Here is a 17929-nt window from a genome sequence, read left to right on the forward strand (position 1 = left end):
TCCGGCCGCCGCCGGGGGAAGCCCGAGGAGGACCGCCCCGTGACCGCTCGTCCCCCGTCCAGCAGCCCCGCACCCGACCCGGGAGCGGGCCGCCCCGCGGCCCCGTCCGGGATCCCGGCCACGTTCCTCCCGGGCCGGGCCCGCGCGGGGACGTCCGGCAGGGGCACCCCGCGGGGCGAGGTCCCCCGGGCGGCCTCGGGCGACGCACGGGCCAGGCCCGGCACGGCCGACGGCCCGGCGACGGACGCGGCACCAGGTCGCGAGCCGGGCGGCGGGAGCCACACGACCGGCGGCCCGGCAGCGCCCACGAACACCGGCGGCCCGGCGGCCTCGGGTGACAACCCCCGCAGCGGTCACGCGGCCGACGGCCCGGCGACGGACGCGGCACCAGGTCGCGAGCCGGGCGGCGGGAGCCACACGACCGGCGACCCCGCAGTGCCCACGAGCACCGGCGGCCCGGCGGCCTCAGGCGGTGGTCCCGGCAGCGGTCGTACGGGCGGCGGCCCGGCGACGGACGCGGCACCAGGTCGCGAGCCGGGCGGCGGGAGCCACACGACCGGCGACCCGGCAGCGCCCACGAGCACCGGCGGCCCGGCGGCCTCAGGCGGTGGTCCCGGCAGCGGTCGTACGGGCGGCGGCCCGGCCCTGGGGGCGGGCGGGCGGCGCGCCCAGGCCCGTATCGCGGGCTCGCTCCCGGGCCCGGCCGCTCCCGCCCCCGCGGGGCGCCCCGCCGAGCCGCTCGGGGACGAGGAGCGCGGGCGGTTGCTGCACGGCGCCCATCACGACCCGCACGCGCTGCTGGGCGCGCACCCCGTGCCGGGTGGTGTCGCGTTCCGGGCGCTGCGCCCGTTCGCCCGTTCGGTGGAAATCGTCGCCGACGGTCTGCGGGCGGCGCTCCACGCCGAGGGCGACGGCCTCTTCGCGGGCGTCCTCCCCCTCCCGGAGATCCCCGCCTACCGCCTGCTGGTGACGTACGACGACGCGGAGGTGGAGGTCCACGACCCGTACCGCTTCCTGCCCGCGCTCGGCGAGCTGGACCTGCACCTGATCCGCGAGGGCCGGCACGAGGAGCTGTGGCGGGCGCTGGGCGCGGAGCCGATGACCCACGAGGGCGTCCCCGGCACCCGCTTCAGCGTGTGGGCGCCGAACGCGCGGGGCGTGCAGGTGGTCGGGGACTTCAACTACTGGGACGGCACGGGCCATCCGATGCGCTCCCTGGGCGGTGCGGGGGTGTGGGAGCTCTTCGTGCCGGACCTCGGCGAGGGCGCGCTCTACAAGTTCCGGATCACCCGCCCCGACGGCTCGCACACGATGCGCGCGGACCCCATGGCCCGGCGCACCGAGGCGCCCCCGGCCAACGCCTCGATCGTGCACGCGTCGCACCACGAGTGGACGGACGGCGCGTGGCTGGAGCGGCGCGGCCAGCGGCCGGTGCACGAGGCGCCGTTCTCCGTCTACGAGCTGCACCTGGCGTCCTGGCGGCCGGGCCTCACCTACCGGCAGCTCGCCGAGCAGCTGCCCGCGTACGTCAAGGACCTCGGCTTCACGCACGTCGAGCTGATGCCGGTGGCGGAGCACCCCTTCGGCGGCTCGTGGGGCTACCAGGTCACGGGCTTCTACGCGCCGACGGCCCGGCTGGGCACGCCCGACGACTTCAAGTACCTGGTCGACGCGCTGCACCGGGCGGGCATCGGGGTGCTGATGGACTGGGTGCCCGCGCATTTCCCGCGCGACGACTGGGCGCTGGCCGAGTTCGACGGACGGCCGCTGTACGAGCACGCGGACCCGCTGCGGGCCGCGCACCCGGACTGGGGCACGCTGGAGTTCGACTACGGCCGCACGGAGGTCCGCAACTTCCTGGTGGCGAACGCCGTCTACTGGTGCCAGGAGTTCCACATCGACGGGCTGCGCGTGGACGCCGTGGCCTCGATGCTCTACCTCGACTACTCCCGCGAGGAGGGCCAGTGGACGCCCAACGTCCACGGCGGGCGGGAGAACCTCGACGCGGTGGCCTTCCTCCAGGAGATGAACGCGACCGTCTACCGCCGCTGCCCCGGGGTCGTCACCATCGCCGAGGAGTCCACCGCCTGGGACGGTGTCACCCGCGCCACCCACCACGTGGGGCCGGGCGGCTTCGGCGGTCTGGGCTTCGGCCTGAAGTGGAACATGGGCTGGATGCACGACTCCCTGGTCTACGTCTCCAAGGAGCCGGTCCACCGGAAGTACCACCACGGTGAGATGACCTTCTCCATGATCTACGCCTACAGCGAGAACTACGTGCTGCCCATCTCGCACGACGAGGTGGTGCACGGCAAGCGCTCGCTGGTCTCGAAGATGCCGGGCGACTGGTGGCAGCAGCGCGCCAACCACCGCGCCTACCTCGGCTTCATGTGGGCCCACCCCGGCAAGCAACTCCTCTTCATGGGGCAGGAGTTCGCCCAGGGCGCGGAGTGGTCCGAGACCCACGGCCCGGACTGGTGGCTGCTGGACCCCTCCTACTCCGCGGAGGCCGACCACCGGGGCGTGCGCGACCTGGTCCGCGACCTCAACCGCGTCTACCTCGACACGCCCGCGCTCTGGCAGCGCGACACGGCGCCCGAGGGCTTCGAGTGGGTCCTCGGCGACGCGAGCGAGGACAACGTCTTCGCCTTCCTCCGCTACGACGCGGACGGCTCCCCGCTGCTCGCCGTCTCCAACTTCTCCCCTGTGGTGCGGCACCACTACCCGCTGGGGGTGCCGGCTCAGCCGACGGCCTGGGTGGAGGTGCTCAACACGGACGCCGAGCGGTACGGGGGGAGCGGGGTGGTCTCCCCGGACCCCGTCAAGACGGAGGCGACTCGGTGTCATGGGCGGCCGGCGAGTGTGACGGTGACGTTGCCGCCGTTGGCGACGGTGTGGTGGCGGGGGGTGTAGCGGGCGGTCACGCCTGCGGCGGGCTCTTTCCCCAGCCCCGCCCCTTCCCGACTGGGGCGCGTGCCCCAGACCCCCGGCTGCGGATCCGTTGCCGCCTGCGGCGGGAGCGCCCTTCGGGCGCGTCCTCAATCGCCGGGCGGGCTGAATATTCAGCCCGCCCGGCGATTGAGGACAACGCGGCGAAGCCGTGTTGCAGGGGGTCTGGGGGATCGCCCCCAGTTTCGGGAAGGGGCGGGTAGGGGAAAGCCCGCCGCAGGCGCCCAAGGCAGACGTCAGACCTTCTCGTCCACCTTCGCCTCGGCCTCAGCCGACGCACCGGTCGGAGAAGACGGCCCCCGCCGCGGCAGCAACAGCGCCACCACAACCGTGCCCACGCCAAGAATCACCGCACCCACCACACTCGTATGAGCGACAGAGTCGGCGAAAGCCTTGTGCACGGCCGAGACCACCGCCCGCGCCTGCTCGGCGCCGAGCGCGGCCGCCTTCTCCGCGCCGATCTTCGGCGCGGCGCCCGCGGCCACCTGCCTGCCGGCCTCCTTGGCCACATAGAGGCCCGCGCCGACCGAGTCCTGGGCGGCGGAGAGGGCCTTCTCCGGAAGCTTGGGGCCGCCCGCGGCGGCCGCCTTCCCGGCGGCGTCGGCGAGGTTGGAGGAGTAGGTCTTGGCCAGCACCGTGCCGAGGATGGCGATGCCCAGGGAGCCGCCCAGCTCGATGGAGGTGCTGTTGACCGCGCCGCCGACGCCCAGCTTGCCCTGTGGGAAGGAGCCCATGATGGCGTTGGTGCAGGGCGACAGGGACAGGCCGATGGCCAGGCCCAGGATGACCAGCGGCAGGACGAAGTCGTCGTACGTCGAGTGCGCGTCGACCCGGGTGAGCAGCGCGATCGCGACCGTGCCGACCGTCATGCCGAGGCCGACGGTGGCCTTCATACCGGCCTTGGGGGTCAGCAGGGCGGTCAGCGCGCCGCCGACGAAGACGGCACCGGCCAGCGGCAGCATCCGGATGCCCGTGTCAAGCGCGGAGTAGCCGAGGACGAACTGGAGGTGCTGGGTCAGGTAGTAGAACGTGCCGAAGACGGCGAGGAAGAACAGGGCCACGGCCAGCGTGGAACCCGCGAACGCTCGCTCGGCGAAGCGGCGGACGTCGAGGACCGGGCGCGGGTGGCGCAACTCCCAGACGACGAAGCCGACCAGGCCGAGGCCGGCCACGACGGCGGCGACGATCGCGCCGGTGCCCCAGCCGAAGTGCGGGCCCTCGATGATCATGTAGATCAGGGAGCCGACCCAGATGACGGACAGCAGGCCGCCGACGTAGTCGATCGTGTCGACGCCCGACGCCTTGGACGGCGGCACGAGCAGCAGCGCGCCGACGATACCGACGGCGGCGATCGGCACGTTGATGAGGAACGTCGAGGCCCAGCCGTGGTCCTCCAGCAGCGCGCCGGCGACCAACGGGCCGACGGCGATGGCGAGTCCGGCGGTGGCCGTCCAGATGGTGATGGCCTTCGCACGCTCCTCGCGCGGGAAGGTCGCGGCGAGCAGCGACAGGGTCGCCGGCATGATCATGGCCGCGCCGATGCCCATGGCGGCACGGGCTGCGATGACGCCGGTGGAGCTGTCGACCAGCGACCCGGCGACGGAGGCCGCGCCGAAGACGAGCAGGCCGAGGACGAGCGCCCCGCGGCGGCTGTACTTGTCGCCCACGGCACCGAGGATCAGCATCAGCGCGGCGTACGGCACGGTGTAGCCGTCGATGACCCATTGCAGGTCCGAGCTGCCCAGGCCGAGGTCCTTGACCATGTCCGGGGCCGCCACCGTCAGGGATGTGTTGGCCATGACGATGATCAGCAGGCTGAGGCAGAGAACGCCGAGCGCCGCCCAGCGCCTCTTGTACGGACCGTCCATCTTGTCGACCGGTGTCGACATCGCGAGGCCCATCGGTCCTCCTTTCCAGATCTGCACACCACTGTGCAATTACACACCAGTGTGCAATTTACGCCCGTGGGCCGCGGTGTGCAAAATGAGGGCCGGGGCCGTGCCGCGCACCCCTCGACACACCCCCTTGACCGAGAAGAGAACCCATGGCCGGGAGAGCGGACGCCAACAGACGCCGCATCATGGACGTCGCGCTCACCGAGCTGTTGCGCGACCCGGACGCGAGCATGGACCAGATCGCCCGCGCGGCGGGGGTCGTCCGGCGCACGGTCTACGGCCACTTCCCCAGCCGCGAGGCGCTGGTCGGCGCGCTCATCGACGACGCGGCCGAGGCGGTGGGGGCCGCGCACGCAGCGGCCATGCGCGGCGTCACCGACCCGGCGGAGGCACTCGCCCGCTCGATCCTCGGCGTCTGGGAGATCGCCGACCGCTACCGCCTGCTCATCTCCCTCGCCCAGCGCAGCGTCACGATGGAGGGCATCCTCAAGCGCCTGGAACCGGTGCGGCGCGCGGGCGCGGCACAGCTGCGCCGCGGCCTGAAGGAGGGCCGCTTCACCTCCCCCCTGCCGCCGGAGGCCCTCACATACGTGCGCGAGCAGGTGGTCTTCGGCCTGATGCAGGCCGTCAACGACGGCGTCCTGGCCCCGGAGGAGGCGGGCCGCTCGGCGGCGATCACGACGCTGACGGCGTCGGGCCTGCCCGCGGACGAGGCGGCGGCGCTGGTGGCCCGCCTGCCGTAGCCCGGCCCGCCTTTGCCTTTACCTCCCCTTTGCGATTGGATGACCTCGGCTTTTCCGACCGTCGAAGGAACCCCCGTGCACCGCACCCTCCGCAACGCCCTGGCCACCCTGGCCGTCACCGGCTCCGCCCTGGCCCTCGCCGCCTGCGGCGCCGCCGAGGAGAAGGTGACCGAGAGCGTCGACAAGGCGGTCAAGGAGACGTACGAGGTGACGTACGAGATCACCGGGTCCGGCACCGCCACCGTCGACTTCAACGCGGGCAAGGGCACGGCGAACGAGCCCCGGCTGGAGACCGTCACGGACGCCGCGCTGCCGTGGAGGAAGACGGTCACCCTCAAGGGCATCGCGGCCCCCACGGTCCAGGCCACTGGTGCCGCGGAGGTGACCTGCCGGATCACCCACAAGGGCAAGGTCCTCACGTCCGAGACATCGCAGGACGCCTCGGCGCCGGCGTCCTGCGTGGCGGTCTCCCCGCTCGCCTGAGGAGCGCTCGCCTGAGGACGGCGGGCGACCCGGTCAGTCACCCGCCGACGGCGTCGGCCCCGCCATCCGCTCGCTGATCCACTGGATCGGACCGCGGCCCAGATTGGGGGCGTACGACGCGCCGTCGTGCTTGCCGCCCTCTATCACGTGCAGATACGTGTGAATGGGGCCCTTGCCGTAAGTGGCCATGAAATTCCGGACGTTGGGCATCGTCTTCTTGTTGCTCTCCCGGGTGCCGACCTGGAAGGCGAGATAGACGTCCGGCCCCTTGGCGGCGATCAGCCGTTTCGCGAGGACCTCGGGGTTGTTCTCCCGCATCTCCTTCTCGTGGCCGCGCCACAGCGGGGAGTCGGGCACGATGTCCGGGCCGTTGGCTATGACGGCCTTGAAGGTGTCGGGGTGCTTCAGCACGGCCTTCAGGCCCGCGAAGCCACCGGTGGAGGACCCCATGAACGCCCAGCCGTCCCGCGACTTCAGGGTGCGGAAGTTCGCCTTCATGAAGTCCGGGACGTCCTCGGTGAGCCAGGTGCCCATCTTCGGCTGGCCGGGTATGTCACTGCCGTCCCAGTAGATCCCCTTGTCGTCCGGCCCCGGATTGAGCACCGGCATGGCCAGCAGGAACGGCTTGCTCTTGCCCTCGTCGTACCACTGGGCGATGTTCTCCTGGAGCTTGAAGCCGCCCATCCAGTAATTGGTGCCGTATCCGGGACCGCCGGGCAGGGCGATCATCACGGGGAAGCCGCTCCTGGCGAATTTCGGGTCGTCCGTGTATTCCTTGGGCGCCCAGACCCACACCTTGCCCTTGAAGCCGGACTTCCGGCCCTCCAGCGTGACGACGCTGATGTGGGTGCCGTCGTCCAGCGTCCGTACGTTCGCGAACGCGGCGGCCGGGCCGGTCGGCATCAGCGTGCCCGAGTCGGCGGGCGGCACGCCCCGCTCCTCGGCCGCGCCGTAGCTGACGGGATCCCCCTTGTCCGTGAAGGGGGGTATCTCGAAGTAGCTCATGGCGAGCCAGGCGATCAGCCCGGCCGCGACCACGGACGCCACCCCGACGAGCCCGCGTCGGGCGCGCGACGCCCGGCGGCGGCCCCGGCTGACGTACACCACATACCCATGAACACACGGATCCCGCGGACACGCGCGCGCTCCCGGCATTCAGGGGACACGGTTCAGACCTCCTCCCGCATCAGCCTCAGGTACACCACAGAGAAAAGCGCCCCCACCAGCAGCAGGAGCAGGGCGATCGCCGTGCCGTAGCCGATCAGGGACTTCAGGAACGCCTGGTCGTACATGAACACCGGCAGCGTCTGGCTGCGGTCGCCGGGCCCGCCGCGCGTCATCGCCCAGATGAGGCCGAAGACCGACAGCGTCTGGAGCGTGTTGAGCATCAGGTTGGTGGCGATCGAGCGGCGGATCATGGGCAGGGTGATGTGCCAGAACCGCCGGAGGCCGCTCGCGCCGTCGACCTCCGCCGCCTCCGTGACATCGCGCGGGATCTCGGCCAGGGCGGCGGAGTAGACGAGCATGGAGAAGGCGGTGCCGCGCCACACGTTGGCGAAGGAGACCGCGAGGACCGGCAGCGTGAACAGCCAGTTCTGGGTGGGCAGATGGAGCCAGTCGAGGACGGCGTTCAGCGTGCCGCGGCGGTTGAAGAAGGTGTAGAGGAGGAAGCCCGCCACGATCTCCGGGAGCACCCACGCCCCGATCACGATCGAACCGGTCAGCGCGCGTACGGGCCGCGACGCCCGGCGCATCAGCGCGGCGAGCGCGAAGCCCAGGGTGTTCTGGCCGACGATCGAGGAGAGCACGGTGAAGACGAAGGTCAGGAACACCGCGTTGCGGAAGGCGTCGTCGGCGAACGCGCGCCGGAAGTTGGCCAGCCCCACGAAGGACGCGGACGCCTGGCCGGTCAACTGCGTGTCGGTGAAGGCGAGATAGACGCAGTACGTGATGGGGCCCGCGAGGAAGAGCAGCAGCAGAGTCGTCGCCGGGGCGATCGGCCACCACCGGAGGGCTCCCCTCCGGCGGTGGCGAAGGCGCGGCGCGGCGGATCCGGCGCCCGCCACCTCAGCGCTCCTCGACGCTCACGCCGGAGATCGACTTCAGCGCGTCGTCGTAGCGGGCGGCGGCCCGCGCGGCCGTCGCGTCGCCCGTCGTCACCGACTCCATGGCTTCCCGGATCGCGCTGGAGACCTGGGGGTAGACCGGCAGCGCGGGCCGGTAGTGCGTGTCCTTGACCAGGCCGGTGAAGAAGCGGATGCCCGGCATCGACGTGAGGTAGGTGGAATCCGCCGCGACGTCGTCCCGCACGGCGATCCCCGCGTCCCGCACGTCCCATGTCACCGCGTTGTCCTTCGTCTGGAGCGTCTCGACGGCCTGCCAGGCCAGATCCGCCTTCTGCGACTTCGCGGTGACCGACCACGCCCAGCCGCCGGACATGCTGACGGCGCCGGGCGCCGCGCCGTTCTGGGTGGGGAACGGCGCCTGGCCCATCACCCGCGACCAGCGCGGCCACGGTTTGCCGCCGGACGGCAGCCAGTTCTTGCCCAGCCAGTTGCCGTCGAGGTCGATGGCGAGCTTGCCGGACGGGAGCCACTCGGTGGCCACATGGGTGTCGACGTTGGGGTCCAGCGCGTCCGAGGGGTCCGGCCCGAGCTTCTCGGCGTAGACGGTCCTGACGAACTCCAGCGCGTCCTTGAACCCCTGGCTCCCGGTGATCCACTTCTTCGTGCCCGCGTCGTAGAGCGGGTCCTTCCCGGCCGCGGCGGTTCCGTACAGCAGCATCTCGAAGCCCTGCATGGTCGCGGCCTCGCCGGGGCCCTTGCCGGTGTAGACGTTGAGGGGGATCACGCCGGGCAGCGCGTGCTTGAGCGTGCGGGCGGTGTCGAGCACGTCCCGCCAGGTGCGCGGCCGCCAGTCGGTGGGCAGGCCGGCCTTGGCGAAGAGCTCCTTGTCGAACCAGAGCCCCCGGGTGTCCGTGCCGTCGGGCACGCCGTACGTCCTGCCGTCCTCCGCCCGCACCGCGGCCTTCGCGGACGGCGCGAAGCGTGACCAGTCCCGCCAGCCCGTCAGCTTGTCGTCGAGCGGTCTCAAGTAGCCCGCTTTGGCGTCGGAGTTGATGACGAAGGTGTCCTCGCGCACGATGTCCGGGGCGGTCTTCGCGGACCGCATCATCTGCTGCACCTTGGAGTAGTAGTCGGCCTGCGCGGCCTGCACGGGGATCAGGCGCATCCTCTTGCCCGGGTGCTCGCGCTCGAACTGCTTCTTCACGCCGGCGAGATAGTCGTCCATGATCCGGTTCTTGTTGTCCGTGGTGCGCTGGTAGGCGACCTTCACGGTGTCGGGGTCGCTGTGGCTCCCGCCGCAGGCGGCGAGGGGCGCGAGGGCGAGGACGGTGGTGAGGGCGAGGAGCGTGGGGGTGGTGGGGCGCACGGTACCTCCTACGGGAGGGCGGGGGTTGCGGCACGCGTGCGGTGTTTTCCCCGCCCCGCCCCTCCCCGAACCGGGACGCCGCCACCGGACCCGCCCCGGAAGCGCGCCCCGCACCCGGCGGACCCTTACCGCGTCAGCCAGCGGTAGCGCAGTTCCGGGCGCCCCACCTGCCCGTACTGCGGCGCGCGGGCCGCGCGGCCGGTGTGGACGAGGTGTTCCAGATAGCGGCGCGCCGTGATCCGCGAGATGCCCAGCGCCGTCGCCGCCGCGCCCGCCGACACGCCCTCCGGGCCCGCCTCGCGGATCGCCGCCGTCACCGCCTGGAGCGTGGCCGGGCTCAGCCCCTTGGGCAGGGCGGCCGGCTGGGGCGCGCGCAGGGCGGCCAGCGCGCGGTCGACCTCCTCCTGACCGCTGGCCTCGCCGACGACCGCCCGGAACTCCGCGTAGCGCGCGAGCCGGTCGCGGAGGGTCGCGAACGTGAACGGCTTCAGGACGTACTGCACGACACCCAGCGAGACGCCCTCGCGGACGACCGCCAGGTCACGTGCCGAGGTCACCGCGATGACGTCCACGCTGTGCCCGGCGGAGCGCAGCGCGCGGATGAGCTGGAAGCCGTGCCCGTCGGGCAGACAGAGGTCGAGGAGGACGAGGTCGACGGGGGTCCGCTTGAGGAACTGCGAGGCGTCGCCCCGCGTGTGCGCCACCCCGGCCACGGTGAACCCGGGCACGCGCCGTACGTAGAGCGCGTGCGCGGCCGCGGCGACGGGGTCGTCCTCCACGACGAGTACCCGGATCGGCCCCTCGGCCGGCTGCGGGCCGCTCACGAGACCGCCTCCTCGCGTACGCGCAGGGGCAGCCGTACGGTGAACTCCGCTCCCCCGTCCGGCACGTCGGCGACCGCGACCGTGCCGCCGTTGCGCCGGGCCGCCTGCCGCACGAGCGCCAGCCCGAGGCCGCGGCCGTGCACGGCGGTGCCTTGCGGCTGCCCGGCCTTGGTGGTCCAGCCCCGCCGGAAGACCTCGTCGACCGCCTCGGGCGCGACGCCGGGGCCGTTGTCGGCGACCCGTATCAGCAGCTCGCCCGCCTCGGCGCGCAGGGTGACGGTGACGCGGGGGCGGCGGCCGGAGCCGTCGGCCGCCCCGTACGGCGCGGTCTCCGCCCGGAGTGCCCCGGCGGCCGCGTCGACGGCGTTGTCGAGCAGATTGCCCAGGATCGTGACCAGGTCCCTGGCCGGGAGGCCGGACGGCAGCAGGCCGTCGTCGACGTGGCTGTCGGGGGCGAGGAGGAGCTCGACGCCGTGCTCGTTGGCCTGGGCGGCCTTGCCGAGGAGGAGCGCGGCGAGCACGGGTTCCGCGACGGCGGCGACGACCTGGTCGGTGAGGGCCTGGGCGAGTTCGAGCTCGGACGTCACGAAGTCGACGGCCTCCTCCGCGCGGCCGAGCTCGATCAGGGACACCACGGCGTGCAGCCGGTTCGCGGCCTCGTGCGCCTGCGAGCGCAGCGCCTCGGCGAAGCCGCGCACGGAGTCCAGCTCGCCCGACAGGGCCTGGAGTTCCGTGTGGTCGCGCAGGGTCACGACCGTGCCGCTGCGCTCCCCGCCCGACACCGGCGAGGTGCTGACGACCACGATGCGGTCGTCGGTCAGGTGCAGTTCGTCCAGGCGCGGCTCGGCCGCCAGCAGGGCGTCGGTGAGCGCGGGCGGCAGGCCCAGCGCGGTGACGCGGCGGCCGATCACCTCGCCGTCCAGGCCGAGGAGTTCCCGTCCCCCGTCGTTGATCAGCGCGATGCGCCGCTGCCCGTCCAGCATCAGCAGCCCCTCGCGCACGGCGTGCAGCGCGGCCTCGTGGTAGTCGTGCATCCGGCTGAGCTCGGTGGCGTTCATGCCGTGGGTGTGGCGGCGCAGCCGGGCGTTGAGGACGTACGTGCCGGCGCCGCCGAGCGCGAGCGCGCCCAGGGCGACGCCGAGCAGGACGACGAGCTGCCGGCTGACGCCGGCGCTGATCGCGTCGACGGTGATGCCCGCGCTGACGAGGGCGATCACGCGCTGCCCGTCGGTGACGGGCGCGACGGCGCGCACGGAGGGGCCGAGCGTCCCGGTGTAGGTCTCGGAGAAGATCCGGCCGTCGAGCGCGGGGGCGGTGTGGCCGAGGAAGCGCTCGCCGATGCGGTCCGGGTCGGGGTGGGTCCAGCGGGTGCCGTCCCGGTCCATGATCGTCACAAAGTCGACGCCGGTGTCGTGGCGCACCCGCTCGGCGTACGGCTGGAGCGCCGTCGCCGGGTCCGCCGCCCGCATCGCGTCCCGCACGGCCGGGGAGGCCGCCACCGCCGCCGCGGCCGCGGTCACCTCGCGGCGCGCGGAGTCCTCGGCCTGGCCGCGGTCGGAGGCGTACGCGAAGGCCGCGCAGCCGGCCACCACGGCGGCGACCAGCACGGTCTGCATCGCGAAGAGCCGGCCGGCCAGGCTGTGGGGGCGGCGTATGCGGGGTTTGCGCATGGCGGACAGTCTGACCTGGGCGGGCCCATGAACGTAATGCACGCAAGGGTGACCGCAGTCACACGGGCGTGCATAGTCGCCGGAGCCCCCCTCTCGGGAGAGTGGGGCGTCCTGGAGCCGCGACGACGGGGAGAGACCCATGGCCACGCAGTCCGTAACGCAGTCACCGCCGGGCCGCCCGCCGAAGGCCGGCCGGGACCGTACGCACTATCTCTACCTCGCGGTGATCGCGGCGGTGCTCGCCGGCATCGCGGTCGGGTTCGCCGCGCCGGGTGTCGCCGTCGAGCTGAAGCCGCTGGGCACCGGCTTCGTCAACCTCATCAAGATGATGATCTCGCCGATCATCTTCTGCACGATCGTGCTGGGCATCGGTTCGGTGCGCAAGGCGGCCAAGGTCGGCGCGGTCGGCGGTCTCGCGCTCGGCTACTTCCTCGTGATGTCGACCGTCGCCCTCGCCATCGGCCTCGTGGTCGGCAACATCCTGGAGCCGGGCAGCGGGCTGCACCTGACCGAGTCGCTGCGGCACGCGGGCGCGGCGCAGGCCAAGGGCGCGAGCGAGTCGACCGCCGACTTCCTGCTCGGGATCATCCCGACGACGATGGTCTCCGCCTTCACCGGCGGGCAGGTGCTCCAGACACTGCTGGTGGCGCTCCTCTGCGGCTTCGCGCTCCAGTCCCTGGGCACGGTCGGCGAGCCGGTGCTGCGCGGCATCGGGCACGTCCAGAAGCTCGTCTTCCGCGTTCTGTCCATGGTCATGTGGGTGGCGCCGGTGGGCGCGTTCGGCGCGATGGCCGCCGTGGTCGGGGCGACGGGCGTGGACGCGCTCAAGTCGCTCGCCGTCATCATGATCGGCTTCTACACGACCTGCCTGCTCTTCGTGATCGTGGTGCTCGGCACGCTGCTGCGGGTGGTGGCGGGGGTGAACGTCTTCGCCCTGCTGAAGTATCTGGGCCGGGAGTTCCTGCTGATCCTCTCCACCTCCTCCTCGGAGTCGGCGCTGCCGCGCCTGATCGCCAAGATGGAACACCTGGGCGTCAGCCGCCCGGTCGTCGGCATCACCGTGCCGACGGGCTACTCCTTCAACCTCGACGGCACCGCCATCTATCTGACGATGTCCTCCCTCTTCGTCGCCGAGGCCATGGGCGAACCGCTCTCCGTCGGCCAGCAGCTCTCCCTGCTCCTCTTCATGATCATCGCGTCGAAGGGCGCGGCGGGCGTGACCGGCGCGGGCCTGGCGACGCTCGCGGGCGGCCTCCAGTCGCACCGCCCCGAACTGGTCGACGGCGTCGGCCTCATCGTCGGCATCGACCGCTTCATGAGCGAGGCCCGAGCGCTGACCAACTTCGCGGGCAACGCGGTGGCGACGGTCCTCATCGGCACCTGGACGAAGGAGATCGACAGCGCCCGCTGCCGCGAGGTGCTGGGCGGCCGCCTGCCGTTCGACGAGTCCTCCCTGGCGGGCGACGGCCACGGCGCGCCGGCGCCGGAGCGGCGGGAGGCGGCGGGGGTGTGACCCCCGCCCCTCACATGGCGACGGCGCACGCCACGGCGACCGCGCCGCTGCCGACGGCGCTCCAGAAGAGCCACTTGAGCAGCCGGTTCTGCACCGCCCGCCCCCCGCGGTGCCGCTCTCCCCGCCAGGCGGCACCATGGACCAGCTGCGGCCCCGCGAAGCACAGGGCCGTCGACGCGGCCAGCAGCCCGGCGAACCAGCCGGTGGCGTCGGCGGCGTCGATCTTGTAGCACATGTCGGGAAACCCGCACGAGGCGCTGACGCTTCGCCCCGTCGCGTACGTCACGTCGAGCTCGGCGTCGCTCATGACGGTCTTGCCGTCGGCGGACCGGAAGGCGCCGAAGCAGTCGGTGGAGGTGCCGCCACGCGAGGTCGTACGGGTCTCGCACCGCCGCACGGTGAAGGTGCCGTGCCGCCCGAACAGCCCGGAGGCGTGGGCGGAGTTCACGGCGCCGAGCGCGACGACGACGAGCCCGACGACGATGACGCAGGCACTGCCGAAACGTATGGTCCCGCTGGACGGGTCTTTCATGGGCTCTCCCTGTGGTGCGGCGGCCCAATTTAAGGGGTGCGGGCTGAGCGCTTCCGGTGAGGGTGGCGCGGGTGCCGGTCGGTGGGGACGAGGACGGGCCACAGACCGCCGTCTGCCGCTCTCGAACGAAGGCCCCGCCCACTCCGTCGCCCACCAGCTCCGGGAAAACGCCCGGCCAGCGCTCGTGGGAGACGCCGACCGGGGCCGCTCGGGGCAGCTACGCGCTCAGGCGAGGTACAGGGTTGTCCGGGGGATCGAGCCAGACCCGTTCCCCGTCGCCGTCCACGGTGAGCCCGAAGCGGTCGAAGCCGGGACGGCCGTTCTCCTCCCACCACCGGAAGGCCGCTTCCGTCTCGTCCCACAAGCGGCGCGGCCCGGATTGGGCCACGATGTACTCACTCGCCCCGGGCTCGTAGTCGGCCGACGCCCACGGCCGGGTGTCGGTGCTGTACGTCCACAGCGTGTACGCGCCGTGGTCGTACCGCTCGGCCCGCCAGAACGTTCCGGGTACGTGCAGCCCGATCACGAACTGTTCGACCCACCCGCCGATGTCGGCGGGGGACAGTGCCGTCACGCCCTTGACGCCGTCCGCGGGCCACTCCCGGCCTTTGAGGTAGGCATCAAACGGCGGCCGCTCGGTCCGCTGCTGCCTCAAGCGCATGAAGGCACTGGAGCGGGTGAAGGGGCCACTTGCCGTGCTGTCTTCGCCAACCGACAGGCGCACGATGTACTCGCCGCCGTACTCGGTCCCCCAGGGCGCAACGATGACCCCTCCGGGGCGAGTCTGCTCGACCCACGCCCGGGGCACCTCCCCGACAGAGCACGTGGCGATGACCCGGTCGAACGGGGCACTGCTCGCGTGCCCCAGACGCCCGTCTCCCACGAGCACCAGTGGCGCCAGGCCAGCCACCCGGAGGTTCTCGACGGCGGCCTTCGACACGTCCGCGTCGTACTCGATGCTGACCACGTTCGCGCCGCCGACCCGGTGTGTGAGGAGACCTGCGTTCCAGCCGGTGCCGGTGCCAATTTCGAGGACGCGTTGGCCTTCCTGGACGTCGAGGTCGGCCAGCATGGAGAAGACCATGCGCGGCATGGAGCTGGAGCTCGTCGGGGTGGTGCCCAGGGCGTCCCCGGTGTGCCGGCCGTCGTCCCACTGCGTCGTGAGCGGTATGTCGGAGTAGACCGCCCGGAGCCATGCTTCCGGGTCCTTGGTGCGGTCGACCAGCGCCGACTGTCGGGTGCCGTCCGCGACGCCCGGCCAGATCCGGTCGGGGACGAACAGTTCGCGGGGGACTGCCTGGAACGTCGGCAGCCAGTCAGAGGTCAGAGCGCCCGCTTCTACGAGCGCAGAGGCGAGCCTCGAAGGGCCCGCCTCCTCCGTGCGTGTGATCACGTGCACCGCCTACTTACCCGTCGCGGGGCCGGAGCCGTCAGAGGTGTTGCCGCCCTCATCGGAGCCGCCGCCACCGTGCTTGGCGCCGCTGTTGCTGTCGTCCTGCTGGCTTCCGCCCTGCCCGTCCCCGGAACCTCCGCCACGATTTCCCATAGTCACTCCTTCGCAGTTGGGTTGATGGACTGTGCGACCCGCCCGGCCGTCTCCGCTTCACGGGTATGAGGGCGTGCGACCGGGCGGGGGTCTCAGTGGGCCGCGCGTTCGTGCTGCGGCTCCTCGTCGTGTACTGGAAGCGGCGGAACCTCCTGCTGGCCCTTGTTCAGCTCCAGGCGGCTCGCGAGGGCCACGTCTTCGAAGGTCCGGGCGAACGTCCGGTGCCCCTGCCCCTCCTTGCCCGCATGGGCCATCATTTGCTCGTCGGCCGCCGCCAGGTCCGCCGTGGAGGCCAACGTCCATCCGCAAGCAGTGTTCAGACAGAAGGCCGTCACGGTGACCTCACTCTGTGGGTGCGTACGGATGACGTGCTCCACGTGCCGCATCACACTGCGGGTGCTCACGACTTCCGCCCACCCACTCGGGTGCCCAGGACCGCCGCCTTCTTCAACTCAGCCTCCGTGGGCTCGCGCAGCTTGCCCGGCGGGCAGTCCCACTCCCTGCCGCCGCCGACCGGTCGCAGCTGTACGTACGGGCCTTCACTGCCCATACGCTCCCCGAGCTTGTTCGTCCGGGTGTCTACCGCGTACCGTCTGCTGCTCATATCGCCAGCCTCCGCGTTTGCTTCCTGTCGCACGCATAGCCAACGTCCGGCGCCCTTCAGCGGGTAGCTTCCGGAGTAGTGGTGAACCGTGGTGAATCCACCACGCCTGTCGATCTTGTGGACGGTCGCAGTGAAGAATTCGAACGCGAAGCTCGCCGACTGGATCAGTCGTTCGGGGTGGTCGAAGGGCGAACTCGCCCGCCAGGTTCGATCCCTCGCGGCAGAGTGGGGGCACCCCCACATCTCGACCGACACGTCCAGCGTCCGACGCTGGGTGACCCTCGGGGAGGTACCCGGCACCCCGTGCCGGCCATCCTCGCCGACCTCTTCTCGGCGCGCTTCGGGTACCGAGTCACGACCTACGACCTCGGGTTGGGCGAATCACCGGACATTGACCGGGCGCTCGTCTACAGCTCATCGTGGGCCGTGACGGTCGAAGCTGTCACAGAGCTAGGGAGAGCGGACGTGGACAGGCGGAGTTTCCTCGCGGGGGCACCCTTCGCGGCGGTCGCAGCAGTGGGGCCGTCCCGTGACTGGCTCCTCAACACCCTTGATCAGCAACCCGAACCCGGACGGCAAGTCCGGCTCGAAGACGTGACGGCCGTGAAGAACATGTTCGGCGCGTTCCAAGAAATGGACATCTTCCAGGGCGGCGGTTCGGGTCGCCTCGCGCTCACGGCCTACATGAACCAGCACGTCTACCCGCTGCTGCGCCGGACCCACACCGAGGAAGTGCGGCACGCGCTGTGCTCAGCCGCGGCTGAGCAGACCTACCTTCTGGGCTGGATGGCCTTCGACTCCGGCGAACACGGCACAGCACAGCGCTACTTGATCCAAGCGCTTCGCCTGGCCGAAGAGTCCAAGGATCCGGCACTCGGCGCTCACGTGCTGGCAGGCATGGCGGACCAAGCGACGCTGCTCGGGCACCCTGACGAGGGAAGGCGCCTCGCCCAAGCCGGCCGACAGGGGCTGATCCGTACCAGCTCCCCCGCATGCCTCGCCGATCTCTGGACGCTCGAAGCCAGGGCCCACGCCGTCCTCGGTGACAAGAAGGCCACTGTGCACGCCATCAACCAGGCAGAACAGAACTTCACCAAGGTCGACACGGCCAACGAACCCGAGTGGGCCAAGTTCATCGATCCCGCGTACCTCGGCGGCGAGTGGGCCAACGCCTTCCGCGACATCGACCAGCCGGAGCACGCCGAGGAGCACGCCCGCGCATCGATCACGCACGCCCGCAAGCAGAACCGGGCTCGCCGCGGTGCCATGTCCCAAGCGGCCCTTGCTGTAACCCACTTGCAACGCCGAGACCTCGAAGCCGCTCACGCGGCGGGCGTCCGGACGCTCGACCTCGCTCGCCGGGTGAAGTCGTCCCGCAGTGTGGAAGCCGTCCAGAATCTACAACGGCGCATGATCCCCTTCGGCAAGCACCCTCTTGTAGCCGACTTCAACGAGCGGGCCCGGGTCCTTCAAGCGGCCTGAGGCCAGAGCGCCTGCTCCGGCCAGGAGGAGGATGGTCGCGGGAGGCCGCGTATCCGCCCGGTGTGGTCACGGTCGACATCAACTCCCTCGGCATGCTCGGCTTCCACTGAGCAGCCTCCGCGTACGGGATCGGGGGGGGGGGGGAGGGGGGGGGGGGGGGGGGGGGAGGGGGGGGGGGGGGGGGAGGGGGGGGCGGGGGGGGGGGGGGGGGTGGTGACCGGCTTCGCCCGGATCTACGGCCCCCCGGTGGGCATCG

16 protein-coding genes are annotated in these 17929 nt (G+C 71.9%); 5 read left to right on the plus strand and 11 right to left on the minus strand.

Annotated elements, in window-relative coordinates; all coding sequences use genetic code 11:
- Window positions 1–39: 39 nt before the first annotated feature.
- Window positions 40–2913 (plus strand): 1,4-alpha-glucan branching enzyme, encoded by a 2874-nt coding sequence (gene glgB / locus ACZ4A5_RS09025; RefSeq protein WP_467580154.1) that lies wholly within the window; start codon window positions 40–42, stop codon window positions 2911–2913.
- Between the two features lie 272 nt (window positions 2914–3185).
- On the opposite strand, the gene ACZ4A5_RS09030 is transcribed toward glgB, so the two are convergent.
- The gene (locus ACZ4A5_RS09030) at window positions 3186–4850 is read right to left on the minus strand and encodes an MFS transporter (protein WP_467580157.1); all 1665 of its coding nucleotides are present in this window, start codon (window positions 4848–4850) and stop codon (window positions 3186–3188) included.
- Window positions 4851–4993: 143 nt separating this feature from the next.
- On the opposite strand from ACZ4A5_RS09030, the gene ACZ4A5_RS09035 reads away from it, so the two are divergent.
- Both ACZ4A5_RS09035 and ACZ4A5_RS09040 read left to right on the plus strand, forming a co-directional pair.
- A complete protein-coding gene (locus tag ACZ4A5_RS09035; RefSeq protein ID WP_467580160.1) occupies window positions 4994–5587 on the plus strand; it encodes a TetR/AcrR family transcriptional regulator in 594 nt (197 codons plus the stop codon).
- Window positions 5588–5662: 75 nt separating this feature from the next.
- Complete coding sequence (locus tag ACZ4A5_RS09040; protein WP_467580163.1) at window positions 5663–6070, plus strand: MmpS family transport accessory protein; 408 nt, start codon at window positions 5663–5665, stop codon at window positions 6068–6070.
- A 33-nt stretch (window positions 6071–6103) separates the two neighbouring features.
- Here ACZ4A5_RS09040 and ACZ4A5_RS09045 read toward each other — a convergent pair whose 3' ends face one another.
- The 5 genes from ACZ4A5_RS09045 to ACZ4A5_RS09065 all read right to left on the minus strand — a co-directional run bounded on the left by ACZ4A5_RS09045 (window position 6104) and on the right by ACZ4A5_RS09065 (window position 11996).
- On the minus strand, window positions 6104–7075 hold the full coding sequence (locus ACZ4A5_RS09045) for an alpha/beta hydrolase (protein WP_467580219.1): 972 nt from the start codon (window positions 7073–7075) through the stop codon (window positions 6104–6106).
- Window positions 7076–7239: 164 nt separating this feature from the next.
- The gene (locus ACZ4A5_RS09050) at window positions 7240–8136 is read right to left on the minus strand and encodes a carbohydrate ABC transporter permease (RefSeq protein WP_467580166.1); all 897 of its coding nucleotides are present in this window, start codon (window positions 8134–8136) and stop codon (window positions 7240–7242) included.
- Window position 8137: 1 nt separating this feature from the next.
- Window positions 8138–9502, minus strand: a complete 1365-nt coding sequence (locus ACZ4A5_RS09055) for an extracellular solute-binding protein (protein WP_467580169.1) — start codon at window positions 9500–9502, stop codon at window positions 8138–8140.
- Between the two features lie 125 nt (window positions 9503–9627).
- Window positions 9628–10326 carry a response regulator gene (locus tag ACZ4A5_RS09060; RefSeq protein ID WP_467580172.1) on the minus strand — a complete coding sequence of 233 codons (699 nt, stop codon included), beginning with the start codon at window positions 10324–10326 and terminating at the stop codon, window positions 9628–9630.
- On the minus strand, window positions 10323–11996 hold the full coding sequence (locus tag ACZ4A5_RS09065) for a sensor histidine kinase (RefSeq protein WP_467580174.1): 1674 nt from the start codon (window positions 11994–11996) through the stop codon (window positions 10323–10325). Before ACZ4A5_RS09065 ends, ACZ4A5_RS09060 begins: the two co-directional genes overlap by 4 nt.
- Window positions 11997–12135: 139 nt before the next feature.
- On the opposite strand from ACZ4A5_RS09065, the gene ACZ4A5_RS09070 reads away from it, so the two are divergent.
- The gene (locus ACZ4A5_RS09070) at window positions 12136–13509 is read left to right on the plus strand and encodes a cation:dicarboxylate symporter family transporter (protein WP_467580177.1); all 1374 of its coding nucleotides are present in this window, start codon (window positions 12136–12138) and stop codon (window positions 13507–13509) included.
- A 10-nt stretch (window positions 13510–13519) separates the two neighbouring features.
- On the opposite strand, the gene ACZ4A5_RS09075 is transcribed toward ACZ4A5_RS09070, so the two are convergent.
- The 5 genes from ACZ4A5_RS09075 to ACZ4A5_RS09095 all read right to left on the minus strand — a co-directional run bounded on the left by ACZ4A5_RS09075 (window position 13520) and on the right by ACZ4A5_RS09095 (window position 16191).
- Window positions 13520–14041, minus strand: coding sequence for a hypothetical protein (locus tag ACZ4A5_RS09075; RefSeq protein ID WP_467580180.1), 522 nt, complete (start codon window positions 14039–14041; stop codon window positions 13520–13522).
- Window positions 14042–14258: 217 nt separating this feature from the next.
- A complete protein-coding gene (locus ACZ4A5_RS09080) occupies window positions 14259–15434 on the minus strand; it encodes a methyltransferase domain-containing protein (RefSeq protein ID WP_467580183.1) in 1176 nt (391 codons plus the stop codon).
- A gap of 9 nt (window positions 15435–15443) precedes the next feature.
- On the minus strand, window positions 15444–15587 hold the full coding sequence (locus ACZ4A5_RS09085; RefSeq protein ID WP_301886848.1) for a hypothetical protein: 144 nt from the start codon (window positions 15585–15587) through the stop codon (window positions 15444–15446).
- A gap of 92 nt (window positions 15588–15679) precedes the next feature.
- The gene (locus ACZ4A5_RS09090) at window positions 15680–15991 is read right to left on the minus strand and encodes a DUF7848 domain-containing protein (RefSeq protein WP_467580186.1); all 312 of its coding nucleotides are present in this window, start codon (window positions 15989–15991) and stop codon (window positions 15680–15682) included.
- Complete coding sequence (locus tag ACZ4A5_RS09095) at window positions 15988–16191, minus strand: hypothetical protein (protein ID WP_467580189.1); 204 nt, start codon at window positions 16189–16191, stop codon at window positions 15988–15990. Before ACZ4A5_RS09095 ends, ACZ4A5_RS09090 begins: the two co-directional genes overlap by 4 nt.
- Before the next feature lie 303 nt (window positions 16192–16494).
- Between ACZ4A5_RS09095 and ACZ4A5_RS09100 the strand changes: the two genes are divergently transcribed.
- The gene (locus ACZ4A5_RS09100) at window positions 16495–17673 is read left to right on the plus strand and encodes a transcriptional regulator (protein ID WP_467580192.1); all 1179 of its coding nucleotides are present in this window, start codon (window positions 16495–16497) and stop codon (window positions 17671–17673) included.
- Window positions 17674–17929: the final 256 nt, after the last annotated feature.

The sequence above is a fragment of the Streptomyces sp. NPDC025618 genome, assembly GCF_055558795.1.

Coding starts and splice junctions, on each gene's coding strand:
- ACZ4A5_RS09095 (WP_467580189.1), bottom strand. CDS start 16,191: ATGAGCAGCAGACGGTACGCGGTAGACACCCGGACGAACAAGCTCGGG.
- ACZ4A5_RS09070 (WP_467580177.1), top strand. CDS start 12,136: ATGGCCACGCAGTCCGTAACGCAGTCACCGCCGGGCCGCCCGCCGAAG.
- ACZ4A5_RS09065 (WP_467580174.1), bottom strand. CDS start 11,996: ATGCGCAAACCCCGCATACGCCGCCCCCACAGCCTGGCCGGCCGGCTC.
- ACZ4A5_RS09035 (WP_467580160.1), top strand. CDS start 4,994: ATGGCCGGGAGAGCGGACGCCAACAGACGCCGCATCATGGACGTCGCG.
- ACZ4A5_RS09030 (WP_467580157.1), bottom strand. CDS start 4,850: ATGGGCCTCGCGATGTCGACACCGGTCGACAAGATGGACGGTCCGTAC.
- ACZ4A5_RS09075 (WP_467580180.1), bottom strand. CDS start 14,041: ATGAAAGACCCGTCCAGCGGGACCATACGTTTCGGCAGTGCCTGCGTC.
- ACZ4A5_RS09045 (WP_467580219.1), bottom strand. CDS start 7,075: ATGAGCTACTTCGAGATACCCCCCTTCACGGACAAGGGGGATCCCGTC.
- ACZ4A5_RS09085 (WP_301886848.1), bottom strand. CDS start 15,587: ATGGGAAATCGTGGCGGAGGTTCCGGGGACGGGCAGGGCGGAAGCCAG.